The sequence below is a fragment of the Thalassotalea algicola genome (assembly GCF_012932965.1).
Taxonomy (GTDB): domain Bacteria; phylum Pseudomonadota; class Gammaproteobacteria; order Enterobacterales; family Alteromonadaceae; genus Thalassotalea_F; species Thalassotalea_F algicola.
Genome location: NZ_JABBXH010000004.1, coordinates 1 through 20,796 on the forward strand (window position 1 = coordinate 1; position 20,796 = coordinate 20,796).

General features: G+C 38.0%; 15 protein-coding genes, 6 tRNA genes and 1 riboswitch. Of the genes, 20 read left to right on the forward strand and 1 reads right to left on the reverse strand.

The genetic code is table 11. The annotated features are described in order from the left end of the window. Positions 1-340: 340 nt before the first annotated feature. From rlmKL to rmf, 5 genes are all read left to right on the forward strand, one after another. Entirely contained in the window at positions 341-2,476 is a 2,136-nt protein-coding gene (gene rlmKL / locus HII17_RS11965) for a bifunctional 23S rRNA (guanine(2069)-N(7))-methyltransferase RlmK/23S rRNA (guanine(2445)-N(2))-methyltransferase RlmL (protein ID WP_169075630.1), read from the forward strand. Beyond that, positions 2,476-2,730 (forward strand): glutaredoxin family protein, encoded by a 255-nt coding sequence (locus HII17_RS11970; protein ID WP_169075631.1) that lies wholly within the window; start codon positions 2,476-2,478, stop codon positions 2,728-2,730. Before rlmKL ends, HII17_RS11970 begins: the two co-directional genes overlap by 1 nt. Before the next feature lie 6 nt (positions 2,731-2,736). Then, the gene (gene uup / locus HII17_RS11975; protein WP_169075632.1) at positions 2,737-4,644 is read left to right on the forward strand and encodes an ATP-binding cassette ATPase Uup; all 1,908 of its coding nucleotides are present in this window, start codon (positions 2,737-2,739) and stop codon (positions 4,642-4,644) included. Between the two features lie 20 nt (positions 4,645-4,664). Beyond that, on the forward strand, positions 4,665-6,404 hold the full coding sequence (locus HII17_RS11980) for a DUF3466 family protein (protein WP_169075633.1): 1,740 nt from the start codon (positions 4,665-4,667) through the stop codon (positions 6,402-6,404). 183 nt (positions 6,405-6,587) lie between these two features. Then, the gene (gene rmf, locus HII17_RS11985; protein ID WP_169076112.1) at positions 6,588-6,761 is read left to right on the forward strand and encodes a ribosome modulation factor; all 174 of its coding nucleotides are present in this window, start codon (positions 6,588-6,590) and stop codon (positions 6,759-6,761) included. A gap of 58 nt (positions 6,762-6,819) precedes the next feature. Here rmf and fabA read toward each other — a convergent pair whose 3' ends face one another. Next, the gene (fabA, locus tag HII17_RS11990) at positions 6,820-7,335 is read right to left on the reverse strand and encodes a bifunctional 3-hydroxydecanoyl-ACP dehydratase/trans-2-decenoyl-ACP isomerase (protein WP_169075634.1); all 516 of its coding nucleotides are present in this window, start codon (positions 7,333-7,335) and stop codon (positions 6,820-6,822) included. Positions 7,336-7,482: 147 nt separating this feature from the next. On the opposite strand from fabA, the gene HII17_RS11995 reads away from it, so the two are divergent. The 15 genes from HII17_RS11995 (at position 7,483) to hinT (ending at position 20,578) form a co-directional block, all read left to right on the forward strand. Continuing rightward, a complete protein-coding gene (locus HII17_RS11995) occupies positions 7,483-7,722 on the forward strand; it encodes a hypothetical protein (RefSeq protein WP_169075635.1) in 240 nt (79 codons plus the stop codon). A gap of 139 nt (positions 7,723-7,861) precedes the next feature. After that, on the forward strand, positions 7,862-8,506 hold the full coding sequence (uvrY, locus tag HII17_RS12000; RefSeq protein ID WP_169075636.1) for a UvrY/SirA/GacA family response regulator transcription factor: 645 nt from the start codon (positions 7,862-7,864) through the stop codon (positions 8,504-8,506). 14 nt (positions 8,507-8,520) lie between these two features. Continuing rightward, positions 8,521-10,356 carry an excinuclease ABC subunit UvrC gene (uvrC, locus tag HII17_RS12005; protein ID WP_169075637.1) on the forward strand — a complete coding sequence of 612 codons (1,836 nt, stop codon included), beginning with the start codon at positions 8,521-8,523 and terminating at the stop codon, positions 10,354-10,356. 79 nt (positions 10,357-10,435) lie between these two features. After that, entirely contained in the window at positions 10,436-11,017 is a 582-nt protein-coding gene (gene pgsA / locus HII17_RS12010; protein WP_169075638.1) for a CDP-diacylglycerol--glycerol-3-phosphate 3-phosphatidyltransferase, read from the forward strand. 144 nt (positions 11,018-11,161) lie between these two features. After that, positions 11,162-11,237: transfer RNA gene (locus HII17_RS12015), tRNA-Gly, on the forward strand. 51 nt (positions 11,238-11,288) lie between these two features. After that, positions 11,289-11,362: transfer RNA gene (locus tag HII17_RS12020), tRNA-Cys, on the forward strand. Between the two features lie 4 nt (positions 11,363-11,366). Continuing rightward, a tRNA-Leu gene (locus tag HII17_RS12025) sits at positions 11,367-11,453 on the forward strand. Positions 11,454-11,519: 66 nt separating this feature from the next. Then, positions 11,520-11,595: transfer RNA gene (locus HII17_RS12030), tRNA-Gly, on the forward strand. Between the two features lie 46 nt (positions 11,596-11,641). Next, positions 11,642-11,717: transfer RNA gene (locus HII17_RS12035), tRNA-Gly, on the forward strand. A 41-nt stretch (positions 11,718-11,758) separates the two neighbouring features. Continuing rightward, positions 11,759-11,845: transfer RNA gene (locus tag HII17_RS12040), tRNA-Leu, on the forward strand. 411 nt (positions 11,846-12,256) lie between these two features. After that, a complete protein-coding gene (locus HII17_RS12045) occupies positions 12,257-14,212 on the forward strand; it encodes a putative bifunctional diguanylate cyclase/phosphodiesterase (RefSeq protein WP_169075639.1) in 1,956 nt (651 codons plus the stop codon). 124 nt (positions 14,213-14,336) lie between these two features. Continuing rightward, positions 14,337-15,794, forward strand: coding sequence for an efflux transporter outer membrane subunit (locus tag HII17_RS12050; RefSeq protein ID WP_169075640.1), 1,458 nt, complete (start codon positions 14,337-14,339; stop codon positions 15,792-15,794). After that, positions 15,787-17,070, forward strand: a complete 1,284-nt coding sequence (locus HII17_RS12055; protein WP_169075641.1) for an efflux RND transporter periplasmic adaptor subunit — start codon at positions 15,787-15,789, stop codon at positions 17,068-17,070. Before HII17_RS12050 ends, HII17_RS12055 begins: the two co-directional genes overlap by 8 nt. Then, positions 17,067-20,177, forward strand: a complete 3,111-nt coding sequence (locus HII17_RS12060; protein WP_169075642.1) for an efflux RND transporter permease subunit — start codon at positions 17,067-17,069, stop codon at positions 20,175-20,177. The genes HII17_RS12055 and HII17_RS12060 overlap by 4 nt, the downstream gene beginning before the upstream one ends. A 38-nt stretch (positions 20,178-20,215) precedes the next feature. Then, on the forward strand, positions 20,216-20,578 hold the full coding sequence (gene hinT / locus HII17_RS12065; RefSeq protein WP_169075643.1) for a purine nucleoside phosphoramidase: 363 nt from the start codon (positions 20,216-20,218) through the stop codon (positions 20,576-20,578). An 83-nt stretch (positions 20,579-20,661) separates the two neighbouring features. Then, a riboswitch (TPP riboswitch) is annotated at positions 20,662-20,776 on the forward strand. The last annotated feature ends 20 nt before the right edge of the window (positions 20,777-20,796 follow it).

The following is a 20,796-nucleotide window of genomic DNA, read 5'->3' on the forward strand; positions in this document are numbered from 1 at the left end:
AGCCCGACGAGCTACCAGGCTGCTCCATCCCGCGTCCGAATGACCTACATAAAGTAGGAGAGCCCTAAAGGTTTTAATTCTCTTTAGAAGAATTGTTTCACCTCTGTGAAAGCGAGGCGTATCTTAAGGATAGTTGAGAAATATTGCAACCGCTTTTATTAAGTTTTTTTTAGTTGGACTAATTAACAATCAAAGTGCGTTAATTATGTACGTTTTGACGTGGGTTTTGTAATTAATATCCTGAGTTCGTTTATTACTCCGACAAATTTGATGTTCTTTACTATCGGTCATCTATGACTTTGTTTATAATTGCCGCCACTTTGTCGACTGGACTTATCGTATGTATCAATTTTTAGCATTAACTTCCCCTGGTATTGAAATATTGTTGGCAGAAGAGATCCAACAATTAGGAGGAGAGAATGTTGTACAAAAGCCAGAAGGTGTCTATTTTACCGCATCACTAGAAACCGCTTACAACATTTGTTTATGGACACGTTTAGCTACAAGAGTCTTACTTAAGTTATCTGAAGCTGACGTTAAAACTAAAGATGATTTATATAATGCAACTGTAGATGTTGATTGGTTAGCGTGTTTTGAACCAACGCATTCATTTGCTGTAGATTTTGTTGGGAAAAGCGAAGAAATTAGAAATAGTCAATTTGGTGGCTTAACAGTAAAAGATGGAATTGTCGATAAATTCCGAGATGCCGGATTTGAAAGACCGTCAGTTGATAAATCAAACCCTGATATTCGTATTCAAGCGCGATTACTAAAAGGGCAAGTAAGCTTTTATCTTGACTTTTCGGGCCGAGGATTATTTCAACGTGGCTATCGAAAAGATAGCGGCGCTGCACCATTGAAAGAAAATCTAGCGGCAGCTATGGTTCTTCGCTCTGGTTGGTTAAACGATACAACCAAACCGTTAGTTGACCCTATGTGTGGCTCGGGAACTGTTTTGATTGAGGCAGTCAGCATGGCGGCTGGACAAGCTCCTGGACTTGAGCGAGACAATTGGGGATTTGAATTTTGGCTAGGACACGACGATGAAACATGGCAAGACGTTTTTGAGTCAGTAAAAGTGCGCTCAGTAGAAAGCTATAGCCAATTCACCGGCAAAGTTTATGGCAGTGATATCGATAGCCGTGTAGTAAACACCGCCAAGCAAAATGCTAGAAAAGCGGGGCTTTCAAATCAGATTGAATTTAGTTGTAAAGATGCCGGTAAAATTAATAATGTATTCTCGGCTCCAGGCGTAATGCTCTTTAATCCTCCGTATGGCGAACGGATTGGTGAGTTACCAGAGTTAGTTGAGCTTTTTGGTGAACTTGGTCAAAAATTAAAACAACAATACCATGACTGGCGTGTGGCAATATTAACGGCTAATGCCGAAATTTTGAACTTGTTAAAGCTGGCGACTAGTAAGCGATATAAATTTAAAAATGGCCCGCTAGACTGTATTTTTGCGATTTATGAACTTGATGAGAAGCAATTATCAAGAGATGCAGCACTAGGTAATGTTGATCTTTCCAATCAAAATTCTGATTTCGCGAATCGCGTTAAGAAAAACATAAAGTCTTTGAAAGGTTGGATAAAATCAGAAAATGTAACTTGCTATCGCGTATATGATGCTGACATTCCTGAATATAATGTAGCTGTTGATCTTTATAATGATTATTTAGTCATACAAGAATATGCAGCACCAGCAAAAATAGCACCTGAAAAAGTTGCCAAACGTTTACAAGAAGTGTTGTTTTGGGCGCCGAAAGTAACCGGTATTGAAACAAGTAAAGTCGTTCTCAAAACTCGCCAAAAACAAAAGGGCAGTAGTCAATACCAAAAGCTGAATAAGAAGAATCAGTCGCTGATTATCGACGAGTATGGTGCTAAGTTAAAAGTAAACTTGTGGGATTACTTAGATACGGGGTTATTCTTAGATCATCGTAAAACTAGGCAAATAGTGGCTCGTAAAGCAAAAGATAAAACGTTTTTGAATTTATTTGCTTATACCGGTTCAGTTTCTGTGCAAGCCGCATTGCACGGCGCCGCTAAAGTTACGACCGTTGACATGTCCAATACTTATTTACAGTGGGCAGAAGAAAATTTTGCATTGAACAAACTAGTTAGCCACAAATATCAGTTCATTCAAGCTGATTGTTTAAACTGGCTAAAAGAAAATGAAGAAAAATATCAGTTTATATTTATTGACCCTCCAACATTTTCTAATTCAAAACGTATGGAAGACTCTTTTGATGTTCAGCGTGACCATGTCGATATGATTACGGATGCGGTAAAGTCGTTAACTGACGACGGTGAAATTATGTTTACTAATAACAAACGTAACTTCAAGATCGACAACGACGCAATGCAGGAATTAGGGTTAAAAGTCGAATGCTTAACAGATAAAACGCGCGATAAAGATTTTGCTCGAAATAAGCATATCCACAATAGCTGGTTATTAACGCGAATTAATAAGTAATGATTGAATACGGATTTATTTTATATGGCAGTGAAGGTTGTCACTTATGTGAAGACGCCCTGGCATTATGTCATCAACTACCAATACCTATCATGCTTACAATTGTCGATATTGTTGATGAAGAAGACTTGGTAGAACATTATGGTCAACATATTCCAGTGATGCAGCGTGATTTTGATGGTAAAGAATTATTTTGGCCGTTCGATTTGGCAAAGTTAACAGCATTTGTAAACGAGCAAGAAGTAGAGAAGTAACGAACAATGGAATTAATTAGAATAACAGATGCTGAACTTGCTTATGGCGATGACAAAATACTTGATAATGCCGATTTAAGAATTAACAAAAGCGAACGCGTTTGTTTAGTAGGCCGAAATGGTGCTGGTAAATCTTCGTTATTAAAAGTCATAAGTGGTGTTAGGCAACTAGATGACGGCCAGCTTATTTATTCGAACAATATCCGTATAGCGATGCTGGAACAAGATCCACCAGAAACCTGTGAAAACTCTGTGTTTTCATATGTGTCTGAAGGACTAAAAGACAATGCTGAGTTAATTCAGAAGTATCACCTACTAGTATCTTTGGTATCGGAAGACCCGTCTGAGAAAAATTTAGAAAAGCTGGCTCAAATTCAGCAGCAGTTAGAACAGGCAAATGCGTGGCAAGATGAGCAGCGCATTGAACAGGTGTTAAGTACTTTAGAATTAGATGCGAATACCACTGTCGATCAATTATCAGGTGGATGGCTACGCAAATTAGCGCTTGCAAAGGCGTTAGTGACCAATCCTGACGTTTTGCTATTGGATGAGCCAACCAACCATTTAGATATCAATAGTGTACTTTGGTTAGAAACATTTTTAAAAAACTATACTGGCACAATTGTTTTTATCAGTCATGATAGGGCATTTATCCGAAAGTTATCAACTCGCATTGTTGACTTAGACCGCGGGACATTAACGAGTTACCCTGGTGACTACGATAAATATATCGAACAAAAGCAGCATGATTTACAAGTAGAAGAACAACAAAATGCGTTATTTGATAAGCGACTAGCAGAAGAAGAAACTTGGATCCGTCAAGGTATTAAAGCCCGTAGAACTCGCAATGAAGGCCGAGTTCGTGCTTTAGAAAAACTCAGAGTAGAGCGTAAACAACGCCGTGAAAACAAATCTCAAGGCGATATTCAAATTTCTTCAGGCGAACGTTCAGGTAAGTTGGTGTTTGAATCACAAGATTTATCCATTTCCTTTGATGAAAAACATGTTATTAAACACTTGAACCTACTGGTTACTCGCGGTGATAGGTTAGCATTAATAGGCGCAAATGGTACGGGCAAATCAACACTTATCAAACTGTTAATGGAAACGTTAAAACCGACCAGTGGTAAAGTGCGTGTTGGTGTAAATTTAGATATTGCATATTTTGATCAGCACAGAGAGCAACTTGACCCGAATAAAACCGTTCAGGATACCGTTGCAGAAGGCAAACAAGAAGTTACTTTAAATGGGCGCTCTAGGCATGTGTTAGGTTATTTGCAGGACTTCCTGTTTAGCCCTAAAAGAGCTAGGACACCGGTGAGAGCGTTATCAGGCGGTGAAAAAAACCGTTTGTTATTGGCAAGGCTGTTTTTACGTCCAAGTAATTTACTCATTCTCGATGAACCAACTAATGACTTGGATATTGAAACCCTAGAATTATTAGAAGAAGTAGTCGCCAATTACAATGGTACTGTAGTTCTTGTGAGCCACGACCGAGACTTTGTTAACAACTGCGTAAATAGTTGCTTATATTTTGATGGAAGTGGCCATATTGAACAAATTGTTGGCGGTTATGATGACGTAGACCAATATTTAGCGTATAAAGCAGAGCAGCGTAAGCGTCATGAGCCAGAAATTAAAGCTGAGCCTAAGCATGACGCGCCAACTAAAAAAGTAGAAAAGGCACCGGTTAAGAAAAAATTATCCTATAAAGAGTCAAGAGAGCTTGAAGCTTTGCCTGTTGAAATAGATAATCTGGAATCTTTAATTGATTCTTTGCAAGAACAGGTGAATCAAGCTGACTTTTTTTCGCAGGATAGCGAAACAACGAAGAAAATATTGAACCAGCTGCAAGAAAGTGAGTCAAAGCTCGAAGCTGCTTACGACAGGTGGCAAGAGTTAGATGAAAAATAATAAGTGAGATCAGTAGTTAAATGAATAAAATTGTCAAATCTCTGGTAGCGATTGGAATTACCAGCGCCTTAACCTTACCCGCAGTAAATGCAGCCACTTATCAAGTAGTTGATAAAGGTGATGTAGACTCACTAAAGTACACTTATGCTCAACAAGAGAATAACTTAGGTGAAACTGCAGTTTCGGGAAGCGATACATATAATTTTCCTGTTCAGTTTCAATATTTAGATGAAGACGATTATGACAGCATAGTGTCTATAGCAGATCGTCAACATGAACTTGTCCACGAATTAAATGATATTGAAGATGAAGACGCGCTACGAGCAGGTAATCCAACAGCAAATGACTTAGCTTGGGCGATTAGGTTCCTAGAAAGTATTGGAAATAGTCGTTATCAAAAAGTGGGTGACGTTGTTGCCATGGTAAATTTAGGTGGTGAGACTGAAGAATTCGTAGTGTTTGATACTACGTTTGAGGGCACTGATACTTTAACTCGCTCTACTACTGACTATATCAATGGTATTACCGATGAAGGGTTGATTTATGGTAATGCTTCAGCTCCATATTTACCGTTAGACTTCGTTGAAAGTGATGGTGATGAGGTTACTCACTGGGTTAGAGATTTTGCTACTCGAGCGTTCTTTACGCTAAATCATGGCGAAACAATTCAGGAAATCGTTCCGCCAGTTAGCGATTATTACGGTGGCGAGTCTGCAATTTTAGATGTAAACGGCTTAACGGCTGTTGGATACGTAAGTAATAAACTAAATCCTGACCGAGCAGAAGATATTCTAGATACAACTGGTGGTTGTTCTGATCCTGATATTTTAGAAGATCTACCATTTGAAGTTTGTGTACAAAACATTTCAAGTGACTTGTATCACTTCGTAGCCTACCAATGGACGATTGATCCAACGGAAGGTACGGTCTCTGAGAAAGAATTAGGTTTGCTTGTTACGCCAAGCGAAGGAGATGATAGAGAGTTTAGAAGTTACGCACAGGCTGTAAATGCACATGGTGTAGCGGTCGGTTTTAGTCATGGTTGGGTTGATGAAGAAGAAACCGACCCTAGTGATAATGAATCTCGAAGCTTTTATGCTGTAGTGTATAAAAACGACGAAGTCATTAGTTTCACGCAAGATCATAGTGAATATTTTGACTCTCGAGCATACGACATTAGCGACAACGGAATTGCTGTCGGTCACGTAAATACATTTGTTAACGGTAATTTACGTACTAAGTTTTATCATGTTGATACCAACCTACCAGCAAGTGAAATGACAATGGAGTTCCCTGATGATTATTTTGAAGGTTCTTCAAGCACAGCAAGAGCAATAAATGAACGAGGCTTTATTGTTGGTGAAGGTGAAGTCGAGACTCATAATAGTTCAAGTAAACCACGTAGAACTCACGGATTTATATACGATATAAATGCAAAAACATTTACTGATTTAAATGATTTTCTTTCATGTGATACGGCATACACAATTATTGAGGCACGTGACATAAATGAAAATAATGAAATCTCAGCTACAGCTATTGTTAAAGCACCTCGAAGAGATAGTAAAGGTGAGCTAATGTTTGGTGACGATGGTGAGCAATTAGTTGAAGACGTTGTACGTGCTGTAACATTAAAGCCAGTAGATGGTGAAATAGAAGACTGTTCAGAAGTCGAAGAAACTATTGAACGTAAAGGTGCTAGTTTTGGGATCGGTTTATTTGCGTTGCTAATTACGTTAGGGTTTAGACGTAAGCTATAAAAACCAGTTAGTATTAAACATTGAAAAGCGCCAATAGGCGCTTTTTTTTTGCAATTATTTATGACCGCAATTCAATGCTTTAAATGTTTCTCTAATTTACAGCATTGAAAAACTGTAACATTTCTTCTATTCGTTAATATTGCGTGTATCAAAATAAATGATTAGAAGGAGAGCGCGTATATGATGAAAAGGCAAAAACGTGATCGTCAAGACAGGGCGCATTCAAGAGGATATCAAGCAGGTGTGGCAGGACGTTCAAGAGATATGTGTCCATATCAAAGCACTGAGGCAAAATCTGAATGGTTAGGTGGTTGGCGAGAAGCCATTGCCGATAAGCAGCAAGGTTTAGTTAAATAGAATAAAAATTTTTCATAAAAAAGCCCGGAATTATCCGGGCTAAGTTTTGTAAGGCTAATTAAAAGCTAGAAGTGTCAGCAAACAATCCAACTTTCAAGTCTGTTGCTGTGTAAATAACTTTACCATCAACTGAAACAGTACCGTCCGCTATACCCATAAATAACTTACGTTTAATAACACGCTTTAATTGAATGTTATAAGTAACTTTTTTTGCTGTTGGTAATATTTGACCGGTAAATTTAACTTCACCAACACCTAATGCACGGCCACGACCTGGACCACCAGCCCATGCCAAGTAGAATCCAACAAGTTGCCACATTGCATCTAAACCTAAACAACCAGGCATTACTGGGTCACCTTTGAAGTGACAATCAAAAAACCAAAGATCAGGGTTAATATCTAACTCTGCAATAATTTCGCCTTTACCAAACTCACCACCTTCCTCAGTGATAAGGTTAATACGGTCCATCATTAACATGTTATCTGAAGGTAACTTACTATTGCCTTCGCCAAAAAAATCAGTTGTGCCAGCTAATACTAAATCTTCTTTGCTGTATGCGCTTTTTTGTTCCATAGAATGTGCTTTTTTATGAGTGAGAAATTTAAAGGCTGCTACTTTAGCGAACACTTGTACACTAAACAACTCTGAACAGTTAAAAATTGCTTTTTTATAGGTTATGCGTAACCATATAGGTATTGAAATTATAATGGATAAAGAACGATGGCTTTAACAAACGCTGAAAAACAACGCAGATACCGTGAAAGACAGAAGGAAGGCGGTAAAAAAGAGATGAGGGGCTACTTATCAAAAGAAGCGTTAGAATGTTATCAACTAATTTCTGAGCAAACTAATTGGAATGATTCAATTATATTGAGTAATGCGGTAAGGCTAACTTATGCTGCATATAAAAATGGGCAAATCGGCTTGCTTAATAACTGGTTGAACAAAAACAATCTGTAAAATAAAGCTACAAGCTATTACTAAAGTAGGGTGAACGTTGAATTATTTATTTGTGTTGTCGTAACATTCCCTATATATTTTGGTCTATCTCGGAACAAATTCGTAGTTCCACTTAATTTATGTAAAAAGGTAACGATTTTTGATTAATGTTCTTTTGGTCGATGATCACGAATTAGTACGAACAGGTATTCGAAAGATACTCGATGAAGTTAAAGGTATTCAGGTAGTTGGGGAAGCGGAAACAGGTGAAGAGGCTGTTCAGTTTTGTCGCAAAGAAGAACCTGATGTAGTACTAATGGATATGAATATGCCAGGTATTGGTGGCTTAGAGGCTACCAAGAAAATCATTCGTTACGCTCCAGATGCAAAAGTAATTGTGCTAACAGTACATAGTGAAGATCCATTTCCAACTAAAGTAATGCAAATAGGTGCTGCCGGATACTTAACTAAAGGTGCGGGCCCTGATGAAATGGTTAATGCAATTCGTGCTGTTAATAGTGGTCAGCGCTATATAACGCCAGACGTAGCTCAACAAATGGCGTTAAATCAGTTTAAATCGGCAGAAGAAAATCCTTTTAATACGTTATCAGAGCGTGAATTACAAATCATGTGGATGATCACACGTGGTGAAAAAGTGCCAGATATTTCAGAGCAATTAGTACTAAGTACTAAAACGATTAACAGTTATCGTTACCGTATGTTCGAGAAGTTAAAAGTAAGCAATGATGTAGAGTTAACACATCTCGCCATTCGTCACGGTATGTTAAAAACCGAGAAACTATAGCTAAAGAGCTAACCTTGTCCGAACAACCTTCTTTTGACCATCAGTCTTTTCTCAAAACCGTTACTGAAAAGGCTGGTGTATATCGTATGTATAACCTTGAACAAGAGGTTATTTATGTCGGTAAAGCCAAAAATTTAAAGAAAAGACTAGCCAGTTATTTTCGTAAAGACGTTTCTAGTGTCAAAACTAAAGCATTGGTTCGACAGATAATCGCGATTGATGTCACGATTACTCATACTGAGGGCGAAGCGCTTATACTTGAAAATAATTTTATTAAAAAGTATCAGCCCAAATACAATATTCTTTTAAGGGATGACAAGTCTTACCCTTATATACTTATTACCAATCATAAGCACCCCAAGCTTGGCATGCATAGAGGTATTAAACGGCAAAAGGGCGAGTATTTTGGTCCGTTCCCTAGTGCGGGTGCAGTGTGGGAGTCGCTTAGGTTAATGCAAAAGCTATTTCCAATCCGCCAATGTGAAGATAGCTATTATCGAGCTAGAACAAGGCCATGCTTACAATTTCAATTGGGCCGATGTTCAGCGCCTTGTGTCGATAAAATTTCTGAACCTGAGTATCAGCAGCAAGTGTCGCTTGCCAAATTATTTCTTAGAGGTAAAAGCTCCGAAGTCATTAATTTGCTTGTCGAGAAAATGGAAAAAGCAAGTTTAGCGCTTGAGTTTGAACTTGCTGCTAGGTTTCGCGACCAAATAGCAACTTTACGAAAAGTACAACAGCAACAGTTTGTTAGTGGCTTAGCATCGGAAATGGACGTCATTGGCTTGTACCGTGATAAAGCGCAAGTATGTATTCATGTACTATTTATTAGGGAACACAAGATATTGGGGAGTAAAAGCTACTTCCCAACGATAATGCTCGAAAATTCAGACGAAGAAATATTAACGGCTTTTATAGGACAGCATTATTTAGTTAATGAAGCATTTCAAGGAGCAATTCCTAAAGAAATAGTTTTAGCTAGTAACATTGACTCTGGCGATGAATTAGGTGAGTTGTTATCTGAGCAATGTGAGTATGATGTTAAAATATCGACCAATATTCGCCAAGAAAGGAAGCAATACCTTAAATTAGCAAATACAAATGCAGAACAAGCGCTCATCACTAAGAACAGTCAAAAAGAATCAATGGATAAGCGCTTTGAACAGCTTAATCAAGTATTTGAATTAGACCAACAAGTTTCTAGACTCGAGTGTTTCGATATTAGCCATACAATGGGACAGCAGACAGTAGCTTCTTGTGTAGTTTTTGATACCAATGGCCCGCTTAAAAGTGATTATCGACGATATAATGTTACAGGTATAACACCTGGTGATGACTATGCAGCTATGGCTTTTGCCTTAAACAAACGTTACGGCAAAACAACAAGTGATAACAAATTGCCTGATATCGTATTTATTGATGGTGGTAAAGGGCAGCTAGCGAAAGCAGAAGAGTTTTTTGCTTCACTTGAGTTATCGAAAATTCCACTACTCGTTGGTGTTGCGAAAGGAGAGTCACGAAAACCCGGTTTAGAAACGCTCATTTTAGCAGGCAGCCATCAGTTGATAAATTTGCCTGCAAATTCACCGGCGTTGCATCTAATTCAGCATATTAGAGATGAATCACATCGATTTGCGATTACCGGTCATAGAGCTAAAAGACAAAAAAATTCTAAGGCATCGACACTTGAATCTATCCCAGGCATTGGCGCTAAGAAACGCCAAGCATTATTAAAGTTCCTAGGAGGGTTGCAGGAAGTGAAGAATGCAGACACAACGACGTTGCAGAAAGTCCCTGGTATTAGCGAAAGTCTAGCGCAAATTATTTATGATGCCTTACATGACAATTAATGCCTTTACTGTGTAGAATGGTACTAAATAAGCGGAAATCATCTGACGCTTAAATTAATAATAAAGTCGTGAAGTACCTATGTGGACCATTCCTAATCAAATTACCTTGTTTCGAATTATTCTAATTCCTGTATTTATTATCGTTTTTTACTTACCTATTTCTTGGAATCATTTTGGTGCCTTTGCCATATTTTGGATTGCGTCTATTAGTGATGCATTAGACGGCTATTTAGCTCGCAAGCTAAATCAGTCCTCAGCATTTGGCGCATTTATCGATCCGGTAGCAGATAAATTAATGGTGGCGGCAGCACTAATTATGATTGCAGAAGACTTCGCTGTTTGGTGGATATCAGTCCCTGCGATGATTATGATTGCTCGTGAAATCTTCATTAGTGGTCTTCGAGAATTTATGTCTTCACGAGGGAAAAGAGACATAGTGGCGGTTTCTACGCTAGGGAAATATAAGACAGCAGCTCAAATGCTCGGAATTATGGGGCTAATCTGGCAGCCTACATATGATATCCCGTTAGTACTATTCGAATTCCCGCATGAATTACTAATGTTTGCCGCTTATGCGTTCTATTTTGTTGCAACAGTACTTACTGTGTGGACTATGATAATTTACTTCAAAGCGGCTTGGCCTGAATTAAAGGCAAATTGACGGGTATTTTAGTGATTGAATAGCTAAAAAATCATCATATTAGACGCTTTTTAATCACTTAAAATATTTTTGATATTTAATGGTTGACTCGGATAAATTTCAATGTAGAATGCTCGTCCAGTTGACAGGGAGTCAGCTAGTGAAGCGGTTGTAGCTCAGTTGGTAGAGCACCACCTTGCCAAGGTGGATGTCACGAGTTCGAGCCTCGTCAACCGCTCCAATTTCTCTTTGAGAAAATTCTATGGAATACTACCCTTACCGTAGTGATTATGGCGGGTTGGCAGAGTGGCTATGCAGCGGATTGCAAATCCGTGGACCTCGGTTCGACTCCGGGACCCGCCTCCATAATGCCCGGGTGGTGGAATTGGTAGACACAAGGGATTTAAAATCCCTCGCTTGTAAGAGCGTGCCGGTTCAAGTCCGGCCCTGGGTACCATTTTCATTACGATATAGGTTGTATAGGGATTAAGGGTGCGTTAGAATGCGCGCCGCAAATAGTGAAGCGGTTGTAGCTCAGTTGGTAGAGCACCACCTTGCCAAGGTGGATGTCACGAGTTCGAGCCTCGTCAACCGCTCCAAATATTTGCAAAACTTTGTTTAAAACCAACATGAACAAAGTATGAAGCGGTTGTAGCTCAGTTGGTAGAGCACCACCTTGCCAAGGTGGATGTCACGAGTTCGAGCCTCGTCAACCGCTCCAAATTTTACTACTCGTTCTGGATGAATTAGTGGCAACACGTTGCCCGGGTGGTGGAATTGGTAGACACAAGGGATTTAAAATCCCTCGCTTGTAAGAGCGTGCCGGTTCAAGTCCGGCCCTGGGTACCATTTATATTACATATGCACTATTAATAAACGTATTTTAGTAAATCGATTCATTTAGATTTCATTCCAATTTTATCTTTATATTTTTTCTCTCTTTAGCCGATTATGCGCTACTACGCTGACATTAAAGTTAAACTTTATTAACTACTTATTGATTCAACGTAGAACTTTTGGATTAATTTTTGTTAAAAGTTGCGCATTGTCTTGAATTTATGTAAGTTTTTATAGTGTCGTTTAAATAAGTTCACTAAGTCTTTGGCAAAGGTAGTTGCTCTCCAATGTTGTAGATTTTCATATTTAATAAGTGCTGATTATTACTCTTATTTTTTAACATTAAAGCTCGCTAAATTGACTTATTTAACGAATACTAATTATTAAAGGTTTGGGGATTGCATACATTGTGGAATTGAGTTGTTGAAAAAGTTAACTTTAAAACTGTTTAATACTTTTCTAGTAACATTAGTACTCATTAGTGTCACGAGCTATGTGTTATTTGTTTCGACGCTTGCCAAAGAGCTAGATACCCCCGCCAATTTACCCCAATTTGATAAAACCAACCTTACACAAACAGAACTTTCTGCAATGGAGGATTGGTCGACAAACATTTTATTGCTACCCAATGTTAAAAAGTATAACCAGCATTTAGTTATCGAGTACTACGACGGTGGTAATGATTTAAAAGCCATTTCGTTAAAAGCAACGCTATTTAAGACCTTTTTAGCAATTACGTTTCCTCTCACTTCTTTAATAGCTGTTTCTATTATTATGTTTATGATGGCTGGGAAGTATCACAGAGCTAAATTGAATACTGTGCTGGAGTCGTTAGCAGAAAAGGCAGAACAAAGTGCTGAGGTACTAGGAAAAGAGGTTCGCGAAAAAGAAGAACAATCTTACTCCGCATTAATGAGAATAAATACTGCATTAGATGGCTTAGAATCTCATGCACGAGAATATCATTTAAAGTCTGAAAGTAATGCCCATCGAGATCGGCTAACTAAACTAGTTAATCGCCATCGTTTTTTAGAGCATATTACCGAGCAATTAGAGGTTAGTGAAAGGAACAATGTAAAAAGCGGTTTGCTATTTATAGATCTTGATGGTTTTAAACAAGTAAATGATTCTTTTGGTCATTCGTTCGGTGACGAAGTATTAATTCAAGTAGCAGAGCGTTTAAAAACCATTGTTCGAATTGAAAAACTTTCTTATAAGCAAGTAGATGCCGACTTGGAATATAACTTAGCCCGTCTTGGTGGCGACGAATTCACTTTATTTGTTGAAACATTAGATGATTCTGAGCGCATGGTAGATATTGCCAAACATGTATTAAAAGAAATAGAAAAAGACTTTGTCTTAGGCAATAAAGAAATAAAAATCAGTGCAAGTATCGGTTTGGCGGTATATCCAGATAGTGCTAACTCTCCTGAAGCGCTTGTTCAAATGGCAGATGTAGCAATGTATCGGGCGAAAAAAGAAGGCCGAGGAATCTATCGAATTTACTCTCCTGAAATGGGAAGTACCATGCGCCGTTATCATTATTTACTTGAAGAAATGAGAGTCGCGCTTGATACCAATTGTTTCTTTTTATCATTCCAACCAATAATTCATGTTGATGGCAGTGCTATTAGTTATTTTGAGGCATTAGTACGTTGGCAACACCCAGCAGAAGGCACTATAGCGCCAACAGAGTTTATCCCAATCGCTGAAGACTCTAATTTAATTTTAAAGTTAGGAGATTGGATTTTAGAAGAAGCCTGTCGGCAAATGGCAGCGTGGTATAACGCAGGTATGTCTAAAACAAGAATTTCAGTAAACTTATCAGGTATTCAGCTTAAGCATCGTAGAATTCATGAATGGGTGATGGAATGCTTAGACAAAATGAGTTTGCCAGCTAACTCGTTAATGCTCGAGATAACTGAATCATGCTTTATTGATATTTCTGATAGTATTATTGATGAACTCAACAAGCTTCGTGCGGAAGGGGTTATTATTGCTATAGATGACTTTGGTACAGGTTTTAGCTCGTTATCTGTTTTAGCTAACTTACCCGTTGACGTGTTAAAGATAGATAAGTTGTTTATTAGTGAAGCGACTAAAAATAAAAAATATCACAAAATTTTGCACTCCATTGCAGAATTATCGACGAGGCTTGATCTCAAAGTTGTTGCAGAAGGTATTGAAGAAATAGAACAATTAGAGTTATTAAAATCTTTAGGGGTTGTATATATTCAAGGTTACCTTGTTAGTAGACCTGAAAGCTCAGCTAATGTTGGTAGTCGCGTTCTAAAGCAAAGTGCAAATCACCTTTCTCAAACCGGTACCGGTGTTTGGCCTCCACAAACTTCTCGATTAATTAATACCGTTTCAAAGTAAGAAATAGAGGTACTTTTGTAAAGTATCGTAAATTACTTTTTTATTCGAAAAACTGACCTTTATCATTCATCCTGTATTTATAAACGCAGTATAAAGCTGTTAAATAATAATTAAGGTTTAACCCGTGGTAAAAATTCCAATGATGTATCGGCGGTCTTTGGTCTGTGTCAGCTTAATTGCTGCAATTACAGCATGCAGTAATCCAACTGCTATATCTGAGCAAACCAAGCAGCTAGCATTACCGACAAATTGGCAATCTGGAGTTTCAATAGTAGATACTACTTACAAAACGCTTGGCGATTGGCGGTTAATAGTTGAAGACGAACAGTTACAGCAAATAATTAATAAAGCCTTAGTCGGTAATCAAAAGTTAAATGCTCAATATCAAGAGCTTTTAATCGCTAAGCAGCAATTAGTAGTAAGTAATGCAACTGATTTTCCTGAATTGTCTTTAGTTTCTGGACAAAGTAGACAAAAATCCGTTGGTGACTCTACTTCCTATCAAAATTACGCCAATATTGATTTGCAATTAAGTTATGAAGTTGATTTATGGGGAAAGCTCTCTAATCAGCAACAAAAAGCCAAACTCGACTATCAAGCAGCCAAATTAGCGTTTATGCAAGCCAAAAACGAGTTAATCACTAATGTAGTATCCGCATGGTTTAATTTGGCCGAAGCAAAACAGTTAAATCAGCTATATGTGGAGCGTGCGCATAACTTAAAAAACAATTTATCAATTATCAATGCCTCTTATCAGCTTGGTTTGAGTGAAGCTTTAGATGTCTATTTAACTCAAAACGACGTAAGCCGTGAGTTAGCTCGAATAGAGCAGCAGCAACAAGTAGTGAAAGAGCGTGAAAGAGCAATGGATATACTCATTGGTCAATATCCTATCGCAGTCGATTACCTAAATATGGCAATTGAGCTTCCTAAGCTTTCTGATGATATTTTTGTAGAGTTACCAAGTAATGCAATGACTGCTAGTTATCAAGTTCAAGAAAAGTGGATAGAACTGCTTGCCGCAGACGCAAATTTGGCTGTTGCTCATAAACAGCGATTTCCTAGTTTAACACTTACGGCTAGTGGCGGTGACACTAGTGATGAGTTGTTAAGTTTATTAGATGGCGGTTCACTTGCATGGTCTATTGCAGGTAATCTTGTCGCCCCAGTATTTAATGGTGGCCGACTAGCTGCGCAAGAAGAACAAGCTCGTTTAACCGTAAAAAAAGTTGAACAAGACTATATCTCAAATCTGTATAGTGAGTTTGCTGAAATTGAAAATCAAATTAGTCAGCATTACTCACTTACTCAGCAATTAAGCCATTATCAAAATGCAAAGGGCAATGCCTTATCGGCTGAGACTTTATCTTTTAACCAATATCAAAAAGGGCTTGTTAGCTATAGCACGGTCCTAGAATCTCAGCGAAGAGCATTTGATTCGTCAACTAGTGTCGTTCAAATCTCAAATCAACTTGTACAAAATAGAATAGCGTTATATGCAAATTTAGGAGGCAATGCGTTAGCTCAAAGCTTCCAACAGAAAGTTACTCCTAAAAGCCAAAGTCAGGTGATATATGATTAATAAAAAGAAACTACTTCCTTTTGCAGTACTAGCGGTACTACTGTTGTTGGCTTATATTGTCGCGAGTAATCCTCCTCAAACTAAACGTGGCCGCCCAAGCGCTGCTCCTCAATTAAATGTTGAAGTGCTTACCATTAAAAAACAAAACATCGCTCTTAAAATTGACAGCTACGGTATCGTAAAGCCGAGAACTCAAAGTGTTTTGTTACCCCAAGTTTCTGGAGAAATTAATTACATAAGTCCAAGTTTTAGAGATGGCGGCTTCTTTGAAAAGGGGGAGTTGTTGGTAAAACTTGATGATAGAGATTATACGGCTGAGATAAATATTGCTAAAGCAAGTTTATTTAGTGCTCAACAGGCGTTAAGCGAAGAAAAAGCAAGAGTAGAGCAAGCAAAGCAAGATTGGGAACGGTTAGGTAATACGAATCAACCTTCTGAATTAGTATTAAGAAAGCCTCAGTTGCTAGCTGCTGAAGCTAAGGTGTTTTCTGCAGAAGCTAGTTTGGCTAAAGCAGAATTAGCTTTAGAACGCACAGAAATTAAGGCGCCATATACAGGACGAATCCTGCTAAAGGAAGTGGATATTGGTCAGGTCGTTTCACAAAACACTAAATTAGCGGATATTTATGCAGTTGACTATGTAGAGGTTAGGTTACCAATTAAAAATAATGACTTATCATTTATGCAATTGCCGGAAGCTACTCGGTTCAGTGCAGAGTCAAAGCAACATCAACCTTCAGTGACAATTTTTTCTGAGTTAGTTAATCAACAGCAATGGCAAGGTAAGGTTGTACGTACCGAAGGTGCATTTGATCAAAATTCTCAGCAATTATTTGTTGTCGCACAAATTGATGATCCTTATGGCGTTGAAGCTGCTAATGGTTTGCCTTTAAAAATTGGACAATATGTTAGTGCAAAAATTAACGGAAAAGTAATTGATAACGCAATAAAAGTGCCGAATAAGGCTATTTATCAAGGCAGCTATGTATTTATTATAAAAGACGGTCTGTTAATGAGAAAGGAAATAGCGATTGATTGGCAAAATAGCGAATTTGCTATGGTTGCAAAAGGTTTAGATGAAGAAGATTTGCTGGTGATTACTTCACTTGGTCAAGTTAACTCTGGTACTCCTGTTTCTATATCTATTAAAGATGGTATCGCGCTTAACAACTCTGCTCGAAAGCATAAAGTGGACGAGCAAACCAAAGGTCATAAAGGAAAAACTAGAAATAGTCAGCATAAAGAGTCAAAAACTAAACAAGGAGCGCAATCATGATTGCTTGGTTTGCTCGAAACCATGTCGCTGCCAATTTATTAATGATCACAATTTTATTAGTTGGTTTATTGACTCTTAATTTTAGAATTCCTTTAGAAGTATTTCCTTCTTTTGAATCTGATGTTGTGACTGTTCAGGTTACATTGCGGGGAGCAAATCCTGAGGATGTTGAACAAGGTGTTGCTATTAAAATTGAAGAAGCTGTCCAAGATTTAGAAGGTGTTGAAAAGATCACAAGCACTTCTGTTGAAGGCGCTGCGGTAGCGTACATAGAAGCTGAGTCTGGCTATGATGCCAGAGAATTACTCTCTGATGTAAAAAGTAGAGTTGATGCGATAAACACTTTTCCGGGCGATGCTGAAAAACCCAATATTGCATTACGACAAAGAAAAAGAGAAGTGATAGCGGTAACGATTGCTTCTGATTATGGTGAAAAAGAACTAAGAGAATATGCAGAAAAGGTTAGAGATGATTTATTGCGATTACCGCAAGTCACTCAATTGTCATTAGATGCAGTTAGGGATTATGAAATCTCTATAAGCGTCACTCAGGATAAATTACGTGAATTTAATTTATCAATGAATAGTATCTCAAATGCCATCAGTAGCAGTTCAGTTGATTTGTCTGCAGGAAATATTAAAACAGAAGGTGGAGATGTTTTAGTTAGAAGTAAAGGGCAAGCTTATCGAAAAGATGAGTTCGAAAGTATTGTTATTAAAACAAACCCTGATGGCACTATCGTTAAATTAAAAGATGTTGCGGTAGTAAATGACGGCTTTGAAGAAACGCCTCTAAGAGCAAGGTTTAATGGTCAACAAGGTGCTTTAATCGAAATTTATCGAATTGGGCAACAAAATGCGATAGAGGTAGCCGATGCAGTAAAAGATTATATAAATGAGCAACAAGAAAACTTACCGCAAGGCTTTACCTTAAGCTATTGGGATGATGATTCTGAAATCGTTAAAAGTCGTTTAAATACCTTGATCTCAAATGCTCTACAAGGTGGGTTTTTAGTACTGCTACTTTTGACTTTATTCTTAAGACCATCTATCGCATTTTGGGTATTCATAGGTATCCCTGTTAGTTTTATGGGGGCATTTATCTTTATGCCATTTTTTGATATTAGCCTAAATGTAATGAGTATGTTTGGCTTCATTTTAGTACTAGGTATCGTAGTTGATGACGCCATTGTTACTGGAGAAAATATTTATCGGCATACACAATTTGCAAAAACAGGATTAGAAGCGGCGGTTAATGGAACTGAAGAAGTAGCTACTCCGGTTACCTTTGGGATTCTAACAACGGTTGCAGCATTTCTTCCATTAGCATTTATAGAAGGAATGCGCGGTCCAATGTTCGCTCAAATTCCAGTTGTAGTAATTCCGGTATTACTATTTTCCTTAATTGAATCTAAATTTGTTTTGCCCTCTCATTTAAAACACTTAAAACTTAGGCATGAAAAAGAAAAAGTAAATAAACTAACAAGCATTCAGCACAAAATCGCCGATGGTTTTGAGTCAGCAATTATAAAATATTACCACCCAATACTGAAAAAAGCGGTTAATCACAGGTTAACGACATTATTTAGCTTTATTGGGGTATTTGTTTTAATTCTATCGTTTGTAACGTCAGGTTGGACTAAGTTTACGTTTTTCCCTCGTATACCGAGTGAAACAGCTAGAGCAAACTTAACCATGCCGGTAGGTACTAGCTTTGATGTTATTGATGGATATGTAGAAAAAATGTCTAATTCGGCGTCTTTGCTTCAAGAAAAATATCGAGATGAAAATGGTAAAAGTGTCATTATAAATATATTGGCTATTACAGGAGGCGGTAGTAATAGCAATGTCGGAAGAGTACGTTTTGAAGTGCTACCTGCAGATCAAAACGATACCGGTATAACGACCATGCAATTGGTCAATGAATGGCGTCAATTAATTGGGCCATTACCAGGCTCAGAATCTTTAACTTATAGAGCTGAATTAGGTCGTGGTGGTGACCCAATAGATGTGCAATTGGCCGCTTCTGACTTGAGTCTTTTAAAGACAGCAGCAGAAGAGGTAAAAGCGAGATTAGCGACCTACCCAACAGTATTTGAAATTTCTGATAGTCTTTCCAACGGTAAAGAGGAAATTCAAATAGAGTTAACAGAACAAGGTCATGCTATGGGAATGTCTATCACTTCCGTAACACAACAAGTTCGAAATGCATTTTATGGCTCTCAGATTCAGAGAATTCAAAGAGGTAGGGATGATGTGCGTGTAATGCTGCGTTTTCCAATTGAAGAACGTGCATCAGTAGCTAATTTGGCCGATATGTTAATTGAAACTCCAACAGGAGGAAGCGTTCCGCTTGCCCATATTGCTACATTTAAACCCGGAAAGAGTCCATCGGAGATTAACCGAATAGACCGATATAGAACTGTTAATGTGACTGCAGATGTTGATAAACAAAGTACTAACATGACAGTACTAAACGCTGATTTAAAACCTTATCTTGATGAATTAATGGTTAAGTTTCCTGGTGTAAGCTACACATTGGAAGGTGAAGCAAAAGAGCAACGAGAGTCTTTTGGTAGTATGTTTTATGGATTACTGTTTGTTTTCTTTATAATTTATTGCCTACTTGCTATTCCATTTAAATCATATTTGCAACCGATCATCGTAATGTCAGTTATACCTTTTGGCGCCATCGGCGCAGTTATCGGGCATTGGATAATGGGAATGAATTTAACCTTAATGAGCTTATTAGGGTTACTAGCGCTAATTGGTGTAGTTGTTAATGATAGTTTGGTATTAGTCGATTTCATTAACAAGAAAAGAGCACAGGGTATGAAAACGCTAGAAGCGGTATTAATTTCGGGGCAATCTAGGTTTAGACCTGTAATGTTGACGTCGTTAACTACATTTATCGGGCTAATGCCGTTGCTATTTGAAAAAGCCACTCAAGCGCAATTTTTAATTCCTATGGCAGTTTCTTTAGGGTTTGGCATTATATTCGCAACATTTATAACGCTTATTCTGGTACCTGTGAATTATTTACTAGTGGAAGATTTAAAAAAGGCGTTAAGATTCAATGAACAAAAAGAGCTAATAGCGTCAAATTAGTTTTATGCCAAGTAGAGTTTGAAAAGTAAGGTTTAAACATGACAGAACAAAAAGCAGAAGAAACGATTTTTTCCAAAATAATTCGTCAAGAAATTCCAACGGAGTTGTTATATCAAGATGAATTGGTGACTGCATTTAGAGATATATCGCCAAAAGCTAAAACGCATATTTTGATCATACCTAATAAGCTAATACCTACAGTAAATGATGTTACACAAGATGATGAGTTGGCTTTAGGTCGTTTGTTCACCGTAGCTAAAAAGTTAGCGGCACAAGAGGGTATTGACGAAGATGGCTACCGTTTAATTATGAATTGTAATCGCCATGGCGGCCAAGAGGTTTACCATATCCATATGCATCTTTTGGGAGGTCAGCCAGTAGGGCCTCTAGTTGCTCTGTAGCGCGTAAGAAAATATTTTGGACATAGTTCATAAGCTATGCCTAATTAATACTATACATTCGGCATATTACTGGTAATATGCCGCAGCAAACCAAGGGGTGTCTTAAGCATTTTACTAAATGTTTAAGGCTGAGACTGAAAAGAACCCTTTGAACCTGAACCAGTTAATACTGGCGTAGGAATGGTTAATGCTCGCTTATTCATTCATGTTGCGCCAGA

What these genes read in the sequence shown, in the direction of transcription:
- hinT (WP_169075643.1), top strand. Translation starts at nt 20,216, where the DNA reads ATGACAGAACAAAAAGCAGAAGAAACGATTTTTTCCAAAATAATTCGT.
- HII17_RS11995 (WP_169075635.1), top strand. Translation starts at nt 7,483, where the DNA reads ATGGCTTTAACAAACGCTGAAAAACAACGCAGATACCGTGAAAGACAG.
- HII17_RS11980 (WP_169075633.1), top strand. Translation starts at nt 4,665, where the DNA reads ATGAATAAAATTGTCAAATCTCTGGTAGCGATTGGAATTACCAGCGCC.
- HII17_RS11970 (WP_169075631.1), top strand. Translation starts at nt 2,476, where the DNA reads ATGATTGAATACGGATTTATTTTATATGGCAGTGAAGGTTGTCACTTA.
- rlmKL (WP_169075630.1), top strand. Translation starts at nt 341, where the DNA reads ATGTATCAATTTTTAGCATTAACTTCCCCTGGTATTGAAATATTGTTG.
- rmf (WP_169076112.1), top strand. Translation starts at nt 6,588, where the DNA reads ATGAAAAGGCAAAAACGTGATCGTCAAGACAGGGCGCATTCAAGAGGA.
- HII17_RS12060 (WP_169075642.1), top strand. Translation starts at nt 17,067, where the DNA reads ATGATTGCTTGGTTTGCTCGAAACCATGTCGCTGCCAATTTATTAATG.
- uup (WP_169075632.1), top strand. Translation starts at nt 2,737, where the DNA reads ATGGAATTAATTAGAATAACAGATGCTGAACTTGCTTATGGCGATGAC.
- HII17_RS12055 (WP_169075641.1), top strand. Translation starts at nt 15,787, where the DNA reads ATGATTAATAAAAAGAAACTACTTCCTTTTGCAGTACTAGCGGTACTA.
- pgsA (WP_169075638.1), top strand. Translation starts at nt 10,436, where the DNA reads ATGTGGACCATTCCTAATCAAATTACCTTGTTTCGAATTATTCTAATT.
- fabA (WP_169075634.1), bottom strand. Translation starts at nt 7,335, where the DNA reads ATGGAACAAAAAAGCGCATACAGCAAAGAAGATTTAGTATTAGCTGGC.